The 17,617-nt window shown below is 64.5% G+C and carries 19 protein-coding genes; 10 read left to right on the plus strand and 9 right to left on the minus strand.

The features are described from left to right. Positions 1-100: 100 nt before the first annotated feature. Positions 101-1,276 carry a TDT family transporter gene (locus HN018_RS20765; protein WP_171837019.1) on the minus strand — a complete coding sequence of 392 codons (1,176 nt, stop codon included), beginning with the start codon at positions 1,274-1,276 and terminating at the stop codon, positions 101-103. 262 nt (positions 1,277-1,538) lie between these two features. Here HN018_RS20765 and HN018_RS20770 point away from each other — a divergent pair, with 262 nt between their 5' ends. Beyond that, entirely contained in the window at positions 1,539-1,988 is a 450-nt protein-coding gene (locus HN018_RS20770) for a hypothetical protein (RefSeq protein ID WP_171837018.1), read from the plus strand. Between the two features lie 836 nt (positions 1,989-2,824). On the opposite strand, the gene HN018_RS20775 is transcribed toward HN018_RS20770, so the two are convergent. Next, on the minus strand, positions 2,825-3,298 hold the full coding sequence (locus tag HN018_RS20775) for a Spy/CpxP family protein refolding chaperone (RefSeq protein WP_171837017.1): 474 nt from the start codon (positions 3,296-3,298) through the stop codon (positions 2,825-2,827). 266 nt (positions 3,299-3,564) lie between these two features. On the opposite strand from HN018_RS20775, the gene HN018_RS20780 reads away from it, so the two are divergent. The 4 genes from HN018_RS20780 (at position 3,565) to HN018_RS20795 (ending at position 7,684) form a co-directional block, all read left to right on the plus strand. Further along, entirely contained in the window at positions 3,565-5,835 is a 2,271-nt protein-coding gene (locus tag HN018_RS20780; RefSeq protein WP_171837016.1) for an NADP-dependent malic enzyme, read from the plus strand. A gap of 11 nt (positions 5,836-5,846) precedes the next feature. Beyond that, entirely contained in the window at positions 5,847-6,476 is a 630-nt protein-coding gene (gene pcp, locus HN018_RS20785; RefSeq protein WP_204259595.1) for a pyroglutamyl-peptidase I, read from the plus strand. Positions 6,477-6,519: 43 nt separating this feature from the next. Next, positions 6,520-7,158 carry a class I SAM-dependent methyltransferase gene (locus tag HN018_RS20790; RefSeq protein WP_171837015.1) on the plus strand — a complete coding sequence of 213 codons (639 nt, stop codon included), beginning with the start codon at positions 6,520-6,522 and terminating at the stop codon, positions 7,156-7,158. A gap of 265 nt (positions 7,159-7,423) precedes the next feature. Continuing rightward, the gene (locus HN018_RS20795; protein WP_408886812.1) at positions 7,424-7,684 is read left to right on the plus strand and encodes a hypothetical protein; all 261 of its coding nucleotides are present in this window, start codon (positions 7,424-7,426) and stop codon (positions 7,682-7,684) included. A gap of 86 nt (positions 7,685-7,770) precedes the next feature. Here the strand turns inward: HN018_RS20795 and HN018_RS20800 are convergent, their stop codons facing one another. From HN018_RS20800 to pspA, 4 genes are all read right to left on the minus strand, one after another. Beyond that, positions 7,771-8,877 (minus strand): GIN domain-containing protein, encoded by a 1,107-nt coding sequence (locus HN018_RS20800; protein ID WP_171837014.1) that lies wholly within the window; start codon positions 8,875-8,877, stop codon positions 7,771-7,773. Positions 8,878-8,881: 4 nt separating this feature from the next. Next, positions 8,882-9,286: a PspC domain-containing protein gene (locus tag HN018_RS20805; RefSeq protein ID WP_171837013.1), complete on the minus strand. Its 405-nt coding sequence runs from the start codon at positions 9,284-9,286 to the stop codon at positions 8,882-8,884. A gap of 16 nt (positions 9,287-9,302) precedes the next feature. After that, entirely contained in the window at positions 9,303-9,539 is a 237-nt protein-coding gene (gene pspB, locus HN018_RS20810; RefSeq protein ID WP_171837012.1) for an envelope stress response membrane protein PspB, read from the minus strand. 63 nt (positions 9,540-9,602) lie between these two features. Then, complete coding sequence (gene pspA, locus HN018_RS20815) at positions 9,603-10,280, minus strand: phage shock protein PspA (RefSeq protein WP_171837011.1); 678 nt, start codon at positions 10,278-10,280, stop codon at positions 9,603-9,605. Between the two features lie 194 nt (positions 10,281-10,474). Here pspA and pspF point away from each other — a divergent pair, with 194 nt between their 5' ends. After that, complete coding sequence (pspF, locus tag HN018_RS20820) at positions 10,475-11,527, plus strand: phage shock protein operon transcriptional activator (RefSeq protein WP_275434162.1); 1,053 nt, start codon at positions 10,475-10,477, stop codon at positions 11,525-11,527. Position 11,528: 1 nt separating this feature from the next. Here the strand turns inward: pspF and msrA are convergent, their stop codons facing one another. Further along, positions 11,529-12,272, minus strand: coding sequence for a peptide-methionine (S)-S-oxide reductase MsrA (msrA, locus tag HN018_RS20825; RefSeq protein ID WP_204259596.1), 744 nt, complete (start codon positions 12,270-12,272; stop codon positions 11,529-11,531). 14 nt (positions 12,273-12,286) lie between these two features. Beyond that, complete coding sequence (gene msrB / locus HN018_RS20830; protein ID WP_204259801.1) at positions 12,287-12,718, minus strand: peptide-methionine (R)-S-oxide reductase MsrB; 432 nt, start codon at positions 12,716-12,718, stop codon at positions 12,287-12,289. Positions 12,719-13,005: 287 nt separating this feature from the next. On the opposite strand from msrB, the gene HN018_RS20835 reads away from it, so the two are divergent. The 4 genes from HN018_RS20835 to HN018_RS20850 all read left to right on the plus strand — a co-directional run bounded on the left by HN018_RS20835 (position 13,006) and on the right by HN018_RS20850 (position 16,585). Then, positions 13,006-13,305, plus strand: a complete 300-nt coding sequence (locus tag HN018_RS20835) for a transporter associated domain-containing protein (protein WP_408886734.1) — start codon at positions 13,006-13,008, stop codon at positions 13,303-13,305. Next, complete coding sequence (locus HN018_RS20840; protein ID WP_171837008.1) at positions 13,302-14,147, plus strand: hypothetical protein; 846 nt, start codon at positions 13,302-13,304, stop codon at positions 14,145-14,147. The genes HN018_RS20835 and HN018_RS20840 overlap by 4 nt, the downstream gene beginning before the upstream one ends. A gap of 273 nt (positions 14,148-14,420) precedes the next feature. Then, on the plus strand, positions 14,421-14,900 hold the full coding sequence (locus HN018_RS20845; RefSeq protein WP_171837007.1) for a DUF2938 domain-containing protein: 480 nt from the start codon (positions 14,421-14,423) through the stop codon (positions 14,898-14,900). 71 nt (positions 14,901-14,971) lie between these two features. Continuing rightward, a complete protein-coding gene (locus tag HN018_RS20850; RefSeq protein WP_171837006.1) occupies positions 14,972-16,585 on the plus strand; it encodes a serine hydrolase in 1,614 nt (537 codons plus the stop codon). On the opposite strand, the gene HN018_RS20855 is transcribed toward HN018_RS20850, so the two are convergent. Then, entirely contained in the window at positions 16,539-17,615 is a 1,077-nt protein-coding gene (locus tag HN018_RS20855; protein ID WP_171837005.1) for a GntR family transcriptional regulator, read from the minus strand. The genes HN018_RS20850 and HN018_RS20855 overlap by 47 nt on opposite strands. Positions 17,616-17,617: the final 2 nt, after the last annotated feature.

Consider the following 17,617-nt stretch of genomic DNA (forward strand, 5'->3'; position numbering starts at 1 on the left):
TCTCCATCATCCGCGACCGGTACAACCGATCGGGACCACGCTCGGGCGTTCGTTCCGGTCGAGGATCCATGGACCACGCTGCTCGCACGGCGGCAGACCGTCAGGCGATATCCGCTTCATCGGTGATGGGGGCGACGTTGCTCATCAGGCAGGGCGAGAAGAACAGGTCGCCACGCCAGGCGCCCAACGCCGTGCGGCTGAATACAATGATCCACAGCATCAACAGCAACCCGACCAGGACAATGCCGGCGTTGGCGAGGATGGCCAGATGGGTTTGCCGTGCGAGCGCCAGCGTTGCCACTGCATAGACTCCGAGCGGGAATGTGAATCCCCACCAGCCTATATTGAACGGCATGCCGTCGCGCAGGTATCGGATCGTGACCATGATTGCCAGGGCCAGCCACCAGATTCCGTAGCCCCACAGCATGGTGCCGCCGATCACGCCGATCGCCTGGGCCACGATGCCGACCGATTGCATGCCGACAGCTGCAAATACCGAGGGCGCATCCTGTCCAAGCAGCAGCAGCCCCAGAGCGCCGGTACCGATCGGACCAAGTGCGAGCCATGCGGACGCTGCCATATCCTTGTGTGGCAGCTTGTGCAGGATCAGGCGCAACACCAGGACGACCAGGATGCTCAACGCCAGCGGCACCGAGAACGCCCAGAGCGCATAGCTGAGCATCAGTATCCTGAACGCCACCTGCGGATCGGCCAGATGCGGGACGAGTTGAGCTCCGCTCGCGGCGGCGACCTCGGCTGCCACCACCGGCAACAACCAAACCGCCGTCATCTTTTCGATGCTGTGTTCCTGGCTGGTGAACATCAGAAAGGGGATCACCAACCCCGACGCCAGAGACATCGCCACGTCCACCCACCAGAGCGCATGTGCGATCGGCAGGGATGCCGGCCCGATGACCGACGCTCCAAAAACGAGGAAGCCGTTGATGATGGTGGCCAGCCCCATCGGTATGGCGCCGAAGAACATCGACATAACGGAATGACCGAAAATGCGCTTGGCACCGTCGAAAAAAAATATCCAGCGCGCGGCATAGAGTCCGCTGAACAGCACGAACAGGACGATGTCGAACAACCAGAGGCCGCACGCCAGCTGATGAAGGCCGGGTATCGATACCGGAATCTGGTTCAGCGCCAGGGCAAGAATGCCGGTGCCCATCGTCGCCGTGAACCAGTTCGGGGTGAATTGACGCACCAGTTCGCGGGAACTGCTCAGCCGGGTGAGCGGGCGGGGAAAAATAAGTATTGGGGAGGGAGTCATCGGTTTCCGGTCCAAACCTGTCGGCTGCTATGCCCGCGCGAGCATGCTCTAATAGAACCTTTCTGATGAATACACGAAAGGTCAGGAGCGTTTGCTTTTTGGGACGGCTCGATTTGCAGCCGTCCACCGGGCCGGAGGCAATAATTAGTGAGTTGTCTATGCAACTGAACTCGATCGCCATCGATTATTACGACAGAAAGCCTTGTCGCTTGCACGTCCAGGCTATACTCACCGGCAACGTCTCATCATTACAGGATTTATAATGGCTCGCACGACCACGAAGACGACTCGGGCTCCTGCCAAGCGGACTCCCGAGCCGGCACCGAAGAAGCGGGTTGGCCGTCCGGTCGGTTCCAAGAACCGCGTTCCGGCTCCCGTAACGAAGGCAAGAAGCGCCCCCGCTCCGGTAAAGCGCACTGCGGCTCGCAAGCCCGCTCCGGCTGCGCCGAAGCTGAACAAGGCCGAACTCGAAGCGCAGGTCGTGAAGCTCGAGCGCACCATTGCCCGCCTGCGCAAGCAGAATGCGGAGATGAAGCAGACTGCCCGCCAGCCTGCTCCGACCCCCGAGCCCGCCCCGACGGTCGCAGCGACACCCGAGAAGAAGTCGAAGCGTACCGCCGCCGCCACGCCGAAGACCCGTCGTTCGTCGAAGCGCGATGCCGCGCAGGACACCGACACCTCTGCCGAGTCCGACGTAAACTCCGAGGACTAAGGTTATTTCAAGACCTGCCGAGGCTGTCGTCATCGACAGCCTCGGCAGCACCTTTCGCTTCTGACAGTCGCAGCCCCATTTCGCCCCGGCCCTCTATCGGAGTGCCCAGCTATCCAGCGAAACACAGGTCACGCGATGGGCGCCGAGCCAGCTGGAAGCCCGGGCAGGGTAATCAGGCAAAAGCAGCGCCCTTTATGGTCAGGACTATTCGGGATGCCAGCTGCCTGAACAGCTGAGCGTCAAAGCTCTCATGCCGCGACCTCGGTTGGTCGACGAACCGGTCGATTGTGACAAAGTATGGAAGCGGCCACCGGGATGAATTTCGTCCGAACCCGCCCACCAATCTCAAAAACACAGCTGCTCGATTGCTCGCCGATATAACGACCAGCGCCAGGCATTCCTGCTTCTTCAGCAGGACCTTGCACGACTGGCGGGTCTCATCGCACAGCCATGCTCAACCTGCTGCTGACCGCTGCCTTTGTTCCCGGGATCGTAGCCGAGCTGATGATTTCAGCCATAGGACTTAATCCGACTCCCGCCGCCGTTCCGCAGCTGGACGGTGTTGTGCCACTGCTCGCGACCAGCGTCATAACGACAATCGGGCGGCATCGCGGCATGCTACGAGCTGCTGCGTCATCACCCGCTATAGGCAAATCGTTGCGGTCCGGGCACGGCGGCGATTGCAGTCTCTGCCGATACGCGTTTCATTCTCGACGCAGTCAACCAAGGTCATGCTGACGCGGAGCTACTCAGAACGTGGCCTTCGAGACGCTCGCTTCAGGCCCGATACCAGCGGTCGACCCTTTCGGCTCGACCGCTGGGAGTAATCGGAAAGATCAGTCGGACGGCGTTTCGCCAGCCTGGTGCAACGCGTGTTCCTGATCGTGCAAAGCGGTCAGTTGCGCATGGATGCTTGCGGCCTTGGCGATCTGATCCGAGGTCAACAGGTTGCGGACGGCGATCTCGCTCGCAACATGCTTCGCACCGAGCTGCTGCATGAGCGACGTCTCCTGCTGCTCCAGCGGCGCAATCGTCGCCTCGGTCACGTCGCCGGCCGACAGCAAAGTCGTCTCGATCTGTTCGTGGATCGCATGAATCTGGTCCCGAAGGCTCTTCGAGTCCTGATGCTCGGCCTTCATCAGTGCATGCACCTTGGTTTTCTGGGTGTCGGTCAGCGTCACGCCGTCGAGCAACCCGTCGCCGTGGTGCCAGCCACCGGGCCCGCCGCCATGACCGGGCTGTGCGAAGGCGGCTCCGGCACTTGCGACGCCGAGCACGGCCGCGGCAGCAATTATCTTGAAGGTGAACATCCTGGGGCTTCCTTGGGCTGATCCATCCCGACACGCGGGACCTGCACCCATGATGCCAACAAGTTGTAACGACCCCTATCGCGTTCAGAAACCGATTGTAACCTCGCGACCTCCCCCCTCTGCCCGCCGGTGCTGCCTCCATGGGGGACGATCCTGCCCGCGCCGGCGGTGCATTCCAGCCACGATTTGATACCCGGACCCAGCTTGTGGAGAATGCGCAAAACCGGGCAGTCGATCGCAGGACGCGCCCCAGGAGAAGACGCCAGATGGACGAGAACTTCCGCCGCGCGGCGCTGGACTACCATCGGTTGCCGAGACCCGGGAAGCTGGCGGTGGTTCCCACCAAGCGCATGGCCACCCAACGTGACCTGGCGCTCGCCTATTCGCCGGGCGTTGCGGCTGCCTGCGAGGAGATCAAGGCCAACCCCGATACGGCCCGTGACTATACAGCGCGCGGCAACCTGGTCGGGGTGATCACCAATGGCACCGCGGTGCTGGGTCTCGGCAATATCGGGCCGCTGGCCTCGAAGCCGGTGATGGAGGGCAAGGCGGTCCTGTTCAAGAAGTTCGCCGATATCGACGTGTTCGATATCGAGATCGAGGAACAGGACCCGGATCGTTTCGTCGATATCGTGGCGTCGCTGGAGCCGACGTTCGGCGCCATCAACCTCGAGGACATCAAGGCGCCGGAGTGCTTCGCGATCGAGCGAGCGTTGCGCAAGCGCATGCGCATTCCGGTGTTCCATGACGACCAGCATGGCACCGCCATCGTCTGCGCCGCCGCCATCACCAACGGGCTGATGCTGCAGGGCAAGACGCTTTCCGACGTCAGGCTGGTCACCTCCGGTGCCGGTGCGGCGGCGCTGGCCTGCGTGGATCTGCTGGTGGCGATGGGGCTGCGGCCCGAGAACGTGACCCTCACCGACGTCAAGGGCGTCGTGTTTGCCGGGCGCGATACCGACATGGGCGAGAACATGGCCCGCTACGCGCACGCGACGGACGCCCGCACTCTGGCCGAGGTGCTGCCGGGCGCGGACGTATTTCTCGGGCTGTCGGCGCCGCGCGTGCTCAAGCCCGCGTGGCTGGAAACGATGGCGGCGAAACCGTTCATCCTGGCGCTCGCCAATCCGGAGCCGGAAATCCTGCCCGACCTCGCGCGTGCCGTACGGCCGGACGCGATCATCGCCACCGGCCGGTCCGACTACCCGAACCAGGTCAATAATGTCCTGTGCTTTCCGTTCATTTTTCGCGGCGCCCTGGATGTCGGTGCGCGCGAAATCAACGAGGCGATGAAGGTCGCCGCCGTCGAGGCGATTGCCGAACTGGCACGCATCGAGGCGAGCGAAGTGGTCGCTGCGGCCTATGGCGGCGATGCCCCGGTCTTCGGTCCGGAATACATCATCCCGGCACCGTTCGACCCGCGCCTGATCCTGGTGGTGGCGCCGGCGGTGGCGAAGGCGGCGATGGATAGCGGCGTTGCCGAGCGGCCGATCCTGGATTTCGACGCCTACCGCGAAGACCTGAACGACGTCGTGTATCGCTCGGGTCAGGTGATGCGACCGGTCTTCGAGGCAGCCCGCAAATCGCCGAAGCGCATCGCCTATGCCGAAGGCGAGGACGAACGCACGCTGCGTGCCGCCCAGACGGTGGTCGATGACCGCATTGCCCGCCCGGTGCTGCTGGGACGCCGCCACGTGATCGAGGCGAAGCTGCGCAGTCTCGGCCTGAGGCTCGATCTCGACCATGATGTCGAGGTGATCGATCCCGACACCTCGGACCTATTCGATCCGCTGGTCGAAGAATACCAGCAGCTGGTCGGACGGCGCGGCCTGCCGATGCAGGCGGCCGGGCGTGCGTTGCGGCGGCGACCGACGATTTCGGCCTCGATGCTGCTTCGGGCCGGACTGGTGGATGCGGCCGTGGTTGGCGGTCTCAACAGCTGGTGGCAACAGGTCAAGTACGTGCTGCCGGTGATACCGCCCTTGAAGTCGGCCAACCGGATCTACGCGCTGACCGCGCTGATCCAGGGCAACGGCGCGTTGTTCTTCTGCGACACCCACATGGTGGTCGATCCGACCCCGGACCAGCTTTGCGAGATGACGCTGCTGGCGGCGGAGGCGGTCCGGATGTTCGGGATCGTGCCGCGTGCGGCATTGCTCTCGCACTCGAACTTCGGTTCCAGCGACAGCCCGTCGGCGCGGAAGATGCGCAGCGCACTGGCGCTGATCAGGGCGGCCGCTCCCGATCTCGAAGTGGATGGCGAGATGCAGGCCGACACCGCCCTCAGCGAGGCGCTCCGGATGCGGACAGTGCCGGACAGCAGGCTGACCGGATCGGCAAACCTGCTGATCATGCCGTCGCTCGATGCGGCCAACATCAGTTTCTCGCTGCTGAAGGCCGCAGCCGAGGGCCTGCAGGTCGGGCCGATCCTGCTCGGGGTGAGCAAGCCGATCCATGTGCTGACCCAGAGCGTGACCGCGCGCGGCATCGTCAACCTGACGGCGCTGATCGGCGCACAACTGGTGGCGACGCCCTGACCCGCATCCTGGTGACTGCGTTCGAGCCATTCGGCGGCGAGACGGTCAACCCGTCGCAGACGGCGGTCGCCGTGCTGCGCGGGTTGGCGCTTCCGGGGATCGAGCTGCGCACCTTGTCCCTGCCGACCTGCTTCGGGCAGTCGCTGGCATTGATCGAGCGCACGCTCGATGACTGGCCGGCCGATGCTGTGCTGGCGGTTGGCCTGGCCGGCGGACGATCCGGGCTGAGCGTCGAGCGGGTCGCGATCAACCTCGACGATGCAAGGATCCCGGACAATGCCGGGCAGCAGCCGATCGACCAGCCGGTGGTGGCAGGCGCACCGGCAGCCTATTTCAGCGCGCTCCCGGTCAAGGCGATGGTTGCCGCCATCCGGGACGCCGGTATCGACGCCGCGGTGTCGCACAGTGCCGGCACGTTCGTCTGCAACCATGTGTTCTTCGGCCTGAGCCATATGGCGGCGACACGCAGGGCCGGCCTGCGCTGCGGTTTCATCCACATTCCCTGGGCGCCGGAACAGGCCGAGCATCATGGCGGGCCGTCGCTGGATGCGGCGGGCGTGGCGCGAGGGCTTGCCGCCGCGTTGATGGCGATCGAGACCGGTGCACCCGAACCGACCGTTTCGGAAGGCGCGCTGTCGTAAAACATCGGGTTCGTATCGCAGGTTCTTCCTGCGATAATGGCCCATGAACGACTTCATCATTGCCCACACCGCTATCGCCACCGCGCCGCTGGTCCCGGAAATCCGCCTGCATCTCGCCACCGATATCACCCCGATCTGGCAGGCGTCCGAGGACTGGCTGCAGAAAACCGGGATCGAGCCACCGTTCTGGGCATTCGCCTGGCCCGGCGGCCAGGTGATTGCCCGGCATGTGCTGGATCATCCCGAGACGGTCGCGGGACGGCGTGTCCTCGATTTCGCGGCGGGTGGCGGAATTGCCGCGATCGCCTGCGCGCGGGCCGGTGCGGCCCACGTCGAGGCTGCCGAGATCGACCCTCTGGCGATTGCCGCGATCGGCATCAACGCAGCGCTGAACGAGGTCGCGGTGTCACCGCTTGCCCAGGATGTGGTTGGCGCCGCGGCTCGCTGGGACCTGATCCTGTGCGGGGACGTCTGCTACGAGGCGCCGATGACGCGCCACATCCTGCCTTGGCTTCGAACGATGGCGGCAACGATAGAGGTGTGGGTCGCCGATCCGGGGCGAGCCTACCTGCCGGCCGATGGACTGGTGGAAATCGGCAGCTGGAACGTGGAGACATCGCTTGAGCTGGAGGATCGCACGATGCGGCCGACACGCCTGTTCAGGTTGCAACTGGAACGATGATCAACCCCGGCATCCACCGTGATCGGTAATTTTCACGGCGGACGCAGCCATAGCGTGCTGTCTTGCGTTGCTGTCCGGAACACGCTTCACGTCTTCGGGATCCCTTTCACGCGGTCTGAATTTTGCCTGATTCTATCGCGATGTTGTCGTTCGAAGCGAGATCGCGACACGAGACCGGAAGCGGCTTGCAACCAATAGATCGAGGTTAGTCATGAAGAAGTTTCTTACAGTGCCGATCGCCCTGGCAGTGTCCCTCGGTGCCGCCATGCCGATCGCGCCTGCGTCGGCCGAGCCGGGCGGATGCCTCAAATACGGTGCCGCCGGCGCCGTTGGTGGCCATCTCGCGCATCATGGCGTGCTGGGCGCGGCAGGTGGTTGTGCCACGGGCATGTATGTCCGCCATCGCTACCGGAAGCAGCAGCGCCACGATGCGGCTGCGTATCGCCAGGGCCAGACACAGCAGAATGCGAATCCCCAGTATCAGAACGGGAACCAGGACCAGACGACCAACAATCAGCTGCGGTAGAGAGCCGGTATATTCGACAAACAACAGGCCGCCTTCGGGCGGCCTGTTTCGTTTCATGTGCAGGATCGACATTTCATGTGAAACGATCAGTCGTCGTCACCATCCTCGTTGTTCCCACCTGTCCGGGTCAGGGTGCCGGTAACGTGTGGCACCGAAACATCACCGGTACCGTGATGGATCACCGTCCCGCTGCCTACGATGGCCTGTACCACAAGGTCGCCGGAGCCACGCCGGGCCGCGGCCAGCTTGCCGATCGTGCCGGCGCGTATGGTGATGTCGCCCGATCCACCACCGGTCAGCCGGACAGCGTCGGCCGTTACCGACGCGATGGTGATGTCGCCGCTGCCCGACGTGCCGGCATCGAGGCCACCGGTAACCATGCCCATCGTCAAATCACCGCTCCCGGCAAGTTGGACCTGCGCATTGTCGATCACCGCATCGCCCGTGGAGAAATCACTGCTGCCGGCGGCGGTAGCCGACATGCTCGAAACATGTCCATGCCTGATCTGCAGTTCGCCGGAACCGGACAAAACCACGTCCAGTCTGCCGGAGATGTCGTCGATGATCACATCGCCACTTCCACGCTGGTGGTCCGAAAGACCTCCCACGCCCGCCAGCCGAACCGTGCCGCTGCCCAGACCGTCGATCGCGACCGGGCCGGTGAAACGGCCGCCGTGGATCTCGATGTCGCCGTGCTGCACGACGCGGAGAGATCGGCCCGGATCTACCTGAAGGGTGAAGTCGGCATCGCTGCCACCGCGGCAGGAGCTGGGCTGGGTGACCGTGCCGCCGGCGGTGGTGACGGCCTGTAGCGTCTCTTCCTGGCCTTGCCTGACCGACAGGGTTGCCTCGTTGCCGAGATCCGTCGCCGGCATGAGCGTCACGGATGTGGCGCAGGACAGATCCAGGGTCAGCGTGTCGCCTTCGATCGCAAACCGCCGTGACGGACCGCCGGGCAAGGATTGCGGCAGCTCTGAGATAACGACCCGCGGCAGCTTGATATCGGACAACGCCTTGTCGATCCTCAGGTCGAAAGGGTCCGATGTGTGCTGGCGACGAGATTCGCGATGCGCGGGTCCGCTGAACAGCATCCAGGGCAGTGCCACGATGCCGACGATCAGGAACGCGGCACGACGACGACGCATCCGGATATCGTCGGCACGCGCGAAATCGTGGATCGGGAACAACGGCATGCGCCTACTTGCCCATCCGGCCGAAACCGCGATGCAGCTCGAAATCCGACGAGGTCACGAACGCCTCTATATTCTTGAGCCTCGGTTCCAGTGTCTCGAAACGATGTTGTAGCAACGCCCAGCTTTGGCCGAGCGGTGCGCCGGCACCCGAACTCCGGCGTTGGCTGCTGGATTGCCCGGCGCTCTCGTAGCGGGAGCGCTGTGCAGGCAGGCGCCGGCGCAGCAACATCGCCAGCGCTAGATAGGCAAGCCCGGTGGGCAGGATCATGAAGATCACCGAGATGGCCCTGATCAACGGCAGCGGGAGATCGAGATCCTCGGCCAGGCCGGCGCAGATGCCGGCAGCGACCGCGCCCTTGTCCTGGCGCCAGAAGCGGGGCGGGATGCCGTGGGGGAACGGGTCGTTCATGACTGCACTCCCCGCCTCACAGTGGCATCCGGCTACGCCAGCCGGCGAGTTCGGTATCCAGGATGCGCTCCAGGTTCTCGACCCGCTGTTCCATGCGCCGGGCGATCTCGTTCATGTCCTGCAGCACGCGCTGGTCCTCGACGCCGAGCCCCTGGGCGCCGATCGCCCTGATCGTGCGGTCGTGCCTCAGCTTCACGATCCAGGCGACCAAGGCAAACGGCGCGATGACCGCGATCAGACCAACAAAATCCACGATATGATTCCCGCCAAGAACGGCTGCTAGAGGGACGATATCCATACGCACATACCCTTAAGATCAGGAACCCGGCGCCTCGATACGGCCACGCAGCCTGGCTTTCATCGCATCGAGCTCGCTATCGACCGCGGTGTCGGCCTCGAGCCCCTCGATTTCCTGCTCCAGCGTGCGCTTGCCGAGATCATACGACTCCGCGCGCCCTTCCAGGGCATCCAGATTGCGCTCGATCTGCTCGAAGCGGCCGAATGCATCGCTGATGCGTCCATCGTGCAGGCGCTCGCGCAGCTTCACCCGCGAGGTGGCGATGCTGGTTCGGGACAGCAGCGCCTGCTCACGCGACTTGGCGTCGGCGAGCTTGGCCTGCAGCTTGGCGATGTCGTCGTTCTGGTGCGACAGCCCGGTCATGATCTGCGACAGCTGGCCCTGCAGAGCCTCGCGCGTCTTGATCAGGTGGGTTCGCGCCTGCAGGGCACCACGCGCCAGATCTTCGCGACCATGCGTCAGGGCGAGCTCGGCCTTGCGCTCCCATTCCGCCTCGTCACGGGCCAGGGTGCCGATCCGCCGTTCGATCTCCTTGCGCTCGGCGATGGTCTGGACGGCGGAAGAGCGCACCTCGACCAGGGTATCCTCCATCTCCTGGATGATCAGGCGGATGATCTTCTTCGGATCCTCGGCGCCGGCGACGATGGCGTTGATGTTGGAGTTCACTATGTCGGACAGGCGGGAGAAGATGCTCATGGCGGCCTCCATCACGAGGGTCGGACGCGAAGCTCGTCCTTGATGTTCGGAAGAGCAGCTTCCGTGCCAACTTGCCGCGGCTTGAGCAGACTGTCCAACCGATTGATTCGCTTGACTGAATTCTGCGGCTTGCACTGCCGGTCGATGCCAGCGACAGTAACAAATAAGGCCTCGATGGCCCGGAGACCCACATATTGGCGCGTTCGGCCATCCTGCCTGCTGATAATACGACGCCGATCGGGGAAGCGACAGCCTTTCGCGAAATGCTGGCACATATCTCTCTTGCCGCCCCACTGAACCGGCCGGTCCTGGTGGTGGGCGAGCGTGGTACCGGAAAGGAATTGGTGGCGAGCCGCCTCGCCTATCTGTCGTTGCGCTGGGACAAGCCGTTCATCAAGCTGAACTGCGCCGTGCTCGGCGAAGCCCTGCTCGACAGCGAGCTGTTCGGCCACGAGGCCGGGTCGTTCACCGGCGCCTCACGCCGCCGGGCCGGACGGTTCGAGCTGGCCGACGGCGGTACGCTGTTCCTGGACGAGATCGCGACCGCGTCGATGGCCGTGCAGGAGAAGCTGCTGCGCGTTATCGAATATGGTACGTTCGAGCGCGTCGGCGGCAATGATCCGCAGCAGGTGGATGTGCGCGTAGTCGCCGCCACCCATGCCGACCTGCCGGCACTGGTCAGGGCCGACCGGTTCCGCGCCGACCTGCTGGACAGGCTCGCGTTCGACGTGGTCGTGGTGCCGCCGCTGCGCGATCGTCCCGAGGATATCCCGCTGCTTGCCGGCCACTTTGCACTGCGCATGACGCGCGAACTGGGTCGCGACCTGTTCGCCGGGTTTGCCCCGGACGCGATGGCAACGCTGAAGTCGCACGAATGGCCCGGCAACGTCCGCGAATTGCGGAATGCGGTCGAGCGCAGCGTCTATCGAATGCAGGACCCGAAAAAGCCGCTGTCCCGGATCGTGCTCGACCCGTTTCCGAAAAGCTCGGCGCCGGCGGCGGTGGCAACGTCATCGGCGCCGTCCGTTTCCAGACCGGTGGCAGCCGATCCGGTCTCGGGAGACTTCCTTTCCCGCACGAGACAATACGAGTCCCGGCTGCTGAGCGAGGCCATGGAAGCGAGCCGGTTCAACCAGCGCGTCGCCGCCACATCCCTCGGCCTCACCTATTACCAGCTTCGCCACTACCTCAAGGTGCACGGGCTGCCGGGGCGCCAATCAGGCGTCCCGGTGGCGCGCGAACCGTGAGCTACATGATCTTGTTGGATGCCAAGGTCAGACGCGGGGTCTCGGAGTAGTCCTGGGGAAACAGCTGCTTCAACGCCGCGACCTTCGGCATGTCGTTGATGACGATGTAGCCGGCGTCCGGGTTATGGGCGAGATAATCCTGGTGGTAGGACTCCGCCGGATAGAACCCGCCGATCGGATCGACGCGGGTGACGATCTTGCCGCCATAGGCATGCGCCGCATCGAGCTGCGCGATGTAGGCTCGCGCCGCACCCGCTTCGGCCGGGGTAGAGGTCCAGATTTCCGAGCGATACTGGCTGCCGCTGTCCGGGCCCTGTCCGCCGACCTGGGTCGGATCCAGTGCTACCGAGAAGAAGATCTGCATCAGCCTGGCACGCGAGATTTGGGCCGGATCATAGGTTACCTGGACAGACTCGGCATGGCCCGTTGTGCCGGTGCTGACCGTCTCGTACTGCGCGGTGTCGGCCTGGCCGCCGGTGTAGCCGGAGACCGCTCGCGTCACGCCTTTCACATGCTCGAATACGCCCTGGACACCCCAGAAACAGCCGCCCGAGAAGGTGATGCTCTGCGGACCGGCAGCCGCTTCCGCGCCTGCTGCAGCCGGAGCGGACTGCGCGAACGCCGGTACCAGGCGGGGTGCTTCCTCCGCACGGCTGGGACCGGTTCCCGCCAGCAACAAGGATGCCGGCAATGCCGCAACGGCACCTAGCAGCAGCACCCGCTTGGACAGACGAGAGATGTTCATAACCATTCCTCCACTTACGCCCCTTGGGGCGGCTTGACGCCGGGTGCCGGCTTGAAGCTCAGCGCGACGCCGTTCATGCAATAGCGCAGCCCGGTCGGAGCCGGCCCGTCATCGAACACGTGGCCGAGATGGCTCGCGCAGCGGGCGCAATGGACCTCGGTACGCTGCATTCCCATCGATCCATCCTGGCGCTCGATCACCGCGTTCGGCAGTGGTTTCCAGAAGGACGGCCAGCCAGTGCCGCTATCGAACTTGGTTTCGGACGCATAGGCAGGATTGTTACAGCCAAGGCAGTCATAAGTGCCCTTGGAGTAGAAATGGTTGAGCGGACTGGAAAACGGCGCCTCGGTGCCTTCCTCGCGCAACACGTCGAACTGCGCCGGCGACAGCATGCGGTGCCACTCTGCATCCGTATGCCGGACCGGGAAGGATGCCGCACTCGGCATCGCGACCTGGCCGGCGGCTAGGGCCCGGAACGTCGCAAGCTTCCATGCGACCGCGCCAATGGCCAGGACAGAGGCCGTCTGCAGAAGCTGCCTTCGAGTTCCGGTTGACGCCACGATCGATTGTCCTCTTGCGCTGAGCTCAGGATATTGGGTGTCGAATGGACTGAAAACAGCGGCTCTGCTGTGCAAAATAGCATGGTAATGCTGCAGGCTGGGCTGCATCCATTGTGCTCTCGACAGCGTAGTGGCGCCGGCGCACGGTTACATGGCCAACGGATATGGACGCCATGACCCTGCTGCTTGGCCCGATTGCCATCCTGGCGCCGATCGGAATGAGCGTCCTCATCTCGCGCCCGGTGGACGGCATCGCCGGCCTGGGCGAGGTGATCAAGGCTCTCGGCACCGATCGTCCGCGCGAGCTGGCACCGGCGACCGGTTCATACGAGACCATCGGCGGCTTCGTCATGCACCGGCTACGGCGGGTGGCGCGCAAGGCCGACCGGATCGAGGCTGCCGGCTTCATCTTCGAGGTGGTGGATGTCGAGGGCTTCCGCATCAACCAGCTGCTGGTGACCCGCCGGCCATGAGCCCCGGCCCCACCAGCAAGGAGCTCCTGAAACAGGCGAAGCAGAGCCTGGACGATGCGCGCCTGCTGGCCGAACACCGGCGTCGCAACGAGGGCGTGCTGACACGGCTGGCGCTGCACCAGGCGCTGCAGGCGATAAGCATCTCCGAAGGTCTCGACGCCAACGACGATCTTCGGCTGGACACGCTGCTGAAGCGCGTGCCTGAGGACCATCCACAGGCGGCCCTGCTGGCGACGCTGCGGTCGGAGGATGCGCAAACGATCGCCGCCGTGGCTGGACTGGTCGAAGCGCTCGACAGGCCGAAAGCGAAGCCGACCGCCACGCCGAAGCCTGCACCGGCGCCGGTAACGGAACCGGGCGAGGACGATACCAACGATGCTCCGGAGACCGACGAAACCAGGTTTGACGACCTCGACCCGTCCGCGTTGACGGCGCTGGGAACATCGCCACAGGGCCATGGCCGCGCCGACCCTGCGTCGAGTTTCCCATCGGCGGCGTTCTGGTCGCTGATGGATCGATGGGGGATCGAGGATCTCGATGCGTTGGCACTGGTCGGGCATGCGGGCGGCCTGACCAAGAAAGGCACCCGTCCGCGGTTCCGGTTGCAGGGTGCGGAGGCCCATCGCTACGCGGCGTTGCGCGCGCTGGATACCGCGCTCTCAACGCTGGGGCAGGAGCCGGCCGACTTCCTCCGTGCGAAGCAGACGCGGGCACCATTCGACGGCGATACACCGCTCGCCGTGTTGCACCGGGACGGGGCCGACGGTGCGCGATCCTTGATCCGTGACCTGACCCGCCAGGGTTTCCAGGCCGGACTGAAACGGGCACTCGAACAGAACTAGACGGTTCGGGCTGGTCTCACGGGAGGCTCTACCGATCGACTCATCCTGCACGACATGGTCGGGGGAAGTTTCCGGCATCCGAAGCGCCGCAGAGAATACCGAACGCTTTCCAGAGTACCTTCGGATTTATCACGATCAGCAGCTTTTTTCCCGCGACTGCACGCAGAAGCCGAGGCAAGCCTCGATCGCGCCAGCCGGAATGATTGCGGATTGCATGATCGGGCAACGGGCTGTCTAATTCGGAGGCCGCAGAGATGGACGTCGACTCACCCTATGCTCGATCTTGTTTGGAAAGGCGTGCTGATCGGGATCGGCGCCACAGTGGTCATGGATATCTGGGCGATCGTCCTGGCCCAGTTGCCGGGAGAGAGCATGCCGAACTGGGGCCCGGTCGGGCGCTGGTTCTGTCATCTGCCGCGTGGAACGGTCTTTCATCCGGACATCGGAGCATCGGAAGCCCATCCCTACGAGTCCGCAGTCGGCTGGATCGGTCATTACGCAGTCGGCATCCTCTATGGCGTCGTGTTCCTGCTTGTCATGGGGCAGAACTGGCTTGAACATCCGACGTTCCTGCCTGCCTGGGTGTGGGGAATCATCACTGTCGCCGCCGGCTGGTTCCTGTTGCAGCCAGGATTGGGAATGGGTTGGGCTGCATCCAAAACAGCGAACCCGACAAAAGTACGGGTTATGAATCTCCTGGCGCATAGCTGGTTCGCCGTAGGGCTGTACGGCACGGCGCTGCTGCTCCGCTAGCGTTACTCCACCCGCTGGTCTCGAAACGGTTACGCAACGGGGTCCACGCTTCGTTCGCGACGCAACCTGACATGCCCGCATCATCATCCCGCAAGCTGTGGTATCCCGTCTGGCTGCTTGCGTTGTCGATGCTGATGGCGGCATGGCCCTGCGCGGCCGACACCACCGCGCTTGAAATGCCTGCAACCCTTCCGGCCCCGGCCGCGATCGACGCATTGGCCGAGCGTACGTTACGACTATTCAACGTTCCCGGCCTGGCGCTTGCGATCGTCCAGGACGGGCATACGGTGTTCGAACGCGGCTACGGATTGCGCGATCGCGACCGAAACAGGCCGGTCGATCCACAGACCCTGTTCGGCATCGGCTCGATCACGAAATCATTCACCGCCGCGTCCCTGGCTCTTCTCGTCGATCAGGGAGCGATCGGGTGGGACGACCGGGTCATCGACCATCTGCCCGAGCTGCAGCTTTCCGACCCTTATGTGACGCGTGAGCTGACGATACGCGACCTGCTCTCGCACCGGAGCGGCCTCGGCGAAGGCGCCGGCGACCTGATGCTGTTCTCGCGGAGCCAGTTCACCCGCGAAGAGGCCGTGCACAATCTTCGCTTCCTGCCTCTATCGACCAGCCTGCGATCGCATTTCGCCTACAACAACATGATGTTCGTGGTCGCCGGCCTGCTGGTCGAGCGTGTTTCCGGCGAGCGCTGGGAGCGGTTCGTGCAGAAGCGTCTGCTCGATCCGCTCGGCATGAGCGGATGTCATGCCGACCCGGTCGCGGCGCTGGCCCATCCGGCACAGGATGCGGACATCGCGGTCGGGTATCATGAAATCGGCACGACGCTGATGAAGCTGCCGTCGGACCCTCTCAAGGCGGCGGCGCCGGCGGGTGGCATCCTCTGCAATGCGGACGGCATGGCGCGCTGGATGCGCCTGCAACTCGGAGCCGGTTCCATCGACGGCCGGCAGATCCTGAGCCGCACGCAGCGTGATGCGATGTGGACGCCGCAGACGATCTTGCCACCCGGTCCGACCGCGGCCCTGAGCCGGCAGCATTTCCGCAGCTATGGACTCGGCTGGTTTCTCGAGGACTTCAAGGGCGACGAGCGCATCTGGCACAGCGGCACCGTCGCCGGCATGGTCAGCCTGGTCTCGATGCTGCCGGAACGTGGCACCGGCTTCGTCGTGCTGACCAACCAGGAGGACAGCAACGCGACCAACGGACTCGTGGCGGCACTCACCGAGGCGGTCCAGGGCGGCAGCTTCGACTGGCTCGGCGAGTACAAGCGTCGCGAACAGGCAGCGGGCGCGGCAAGGGATCGCCGCGCCGTCGATCTGCCCGGATCGGCGGCCCGCCCGTTCCTGCACCCTCCGGCGACGGAGCTTGCCGAGTATGCCGGGAACTACCGCGACTCCTGGCGCGGACTCTTTTCCATCAGCCTGCAGGGGGACCATCTAAGCCTGCGTGTTTCAAAAGCCGACGATCTCGCGGGTTCGATGGACGCGTTGCCGCATGATCTGTTTGTCGTGCATTGGGACGACCGTGCCTTCAACGGCAGCGATGATGCCTACATCCAGTTCCAGCGGGATCCCGACGGCAGGATCGTGTCCGCGACCATGCGCCTGATCGGGTCGGATTTCAGCTTCGACGTCCAGGATCTGACTCTGCGCCGCCAGCCGTCCTGATTTCGGATCGCCGATCGAAGCCGCCGGACGACAGGTTCGCAGCGCGTTCCGGGAGATCGTCCATGGTCGGGCCGATATACGGTGATGACGGCGGCAGCTGCGTCTCCCGGAACCGGCGCAGCCGGCGCAGCACCTTTGTCCGGGCATTGCGCAGATGCACCAGCAACGCGTGCGCTGCAGCTTCTCCGTCACCCTGCTGCAGCGCTGCGAGAACGCGATCATGTTCGCGCATGAACGGGTCGCCTGCCGGCAATGCTCCGGCATGATGCAGGATGTGCTTGCTCGAGATGATGATGCAGCGGGTTCGCGTCAGCGCTGCCAGCAGTTCGGGATTGCCGGCAAACGACGGACAGACGACATGCAGGTCGTGTTCGAGCCGGTCGAGTTGTTCGGCGCCGGCGTCCGGATAGACGAGCATGGCGTCCCGCAGCCCGTTCCGCATGTGCAGCAGAACACCGGCGGGGATTCGGGTCGCGGCCAGGCGCAGCATCGCCGGCTCCAGCAGTTCGCGCAGCGCATAGAGGTCGCGCACGCGCTGGTCGTCCAGCGGCACGGTGATCCAGTGCGCACGCCGGTCCTTGGTCAGGATGCCGGTCGCCTGGATGCGCACCAGCACGTCGTGCCCGACCGTGCGGCCGATGCCGTAATGGCGCGCGAGCTCGACCTCGTTGACCCGGTGGCAGCCGAACACCGACGCACGTACCAGCTCGTGCTCGACCGCCTGATAGACCGTTTGCCAGGCCCAGACCTTGGCCGGCGCTTCCGGAAGCTGCCCGATGTCGGCCGGGTCCAGCCGGCGTCGTTCGGGGGCGACGCTGCCATCGCCCACCACGACGCCGCGGCCCTGGAAGCGACTGACCGCATTCTCGTCCAGCAGCAGGTCCAGCGCCTGTCGCACGGGCGTGCGGCTGGAGCCGAACAGCTCGGCGATACCGCCTTCGAGCAGCACCGTGCCCGCGGACAGGCGGCCGGTCCGGATGCTCTGGCGCAGCGCCTCGGCGATGACCTCGTAGCTGCGGCGTGCCGCCATGC

It is taken from the genome of Lichenicola cladoniae, from assembly GCF_013201075.1.
GTDB classification, from domain to species: domain Bacteria; phylum Pseudomonadota; class Alphaproteobacteria; order Acetobacterales; family Acetobacteraceae; genus Lichenicola; species Lichenicola cladoniae.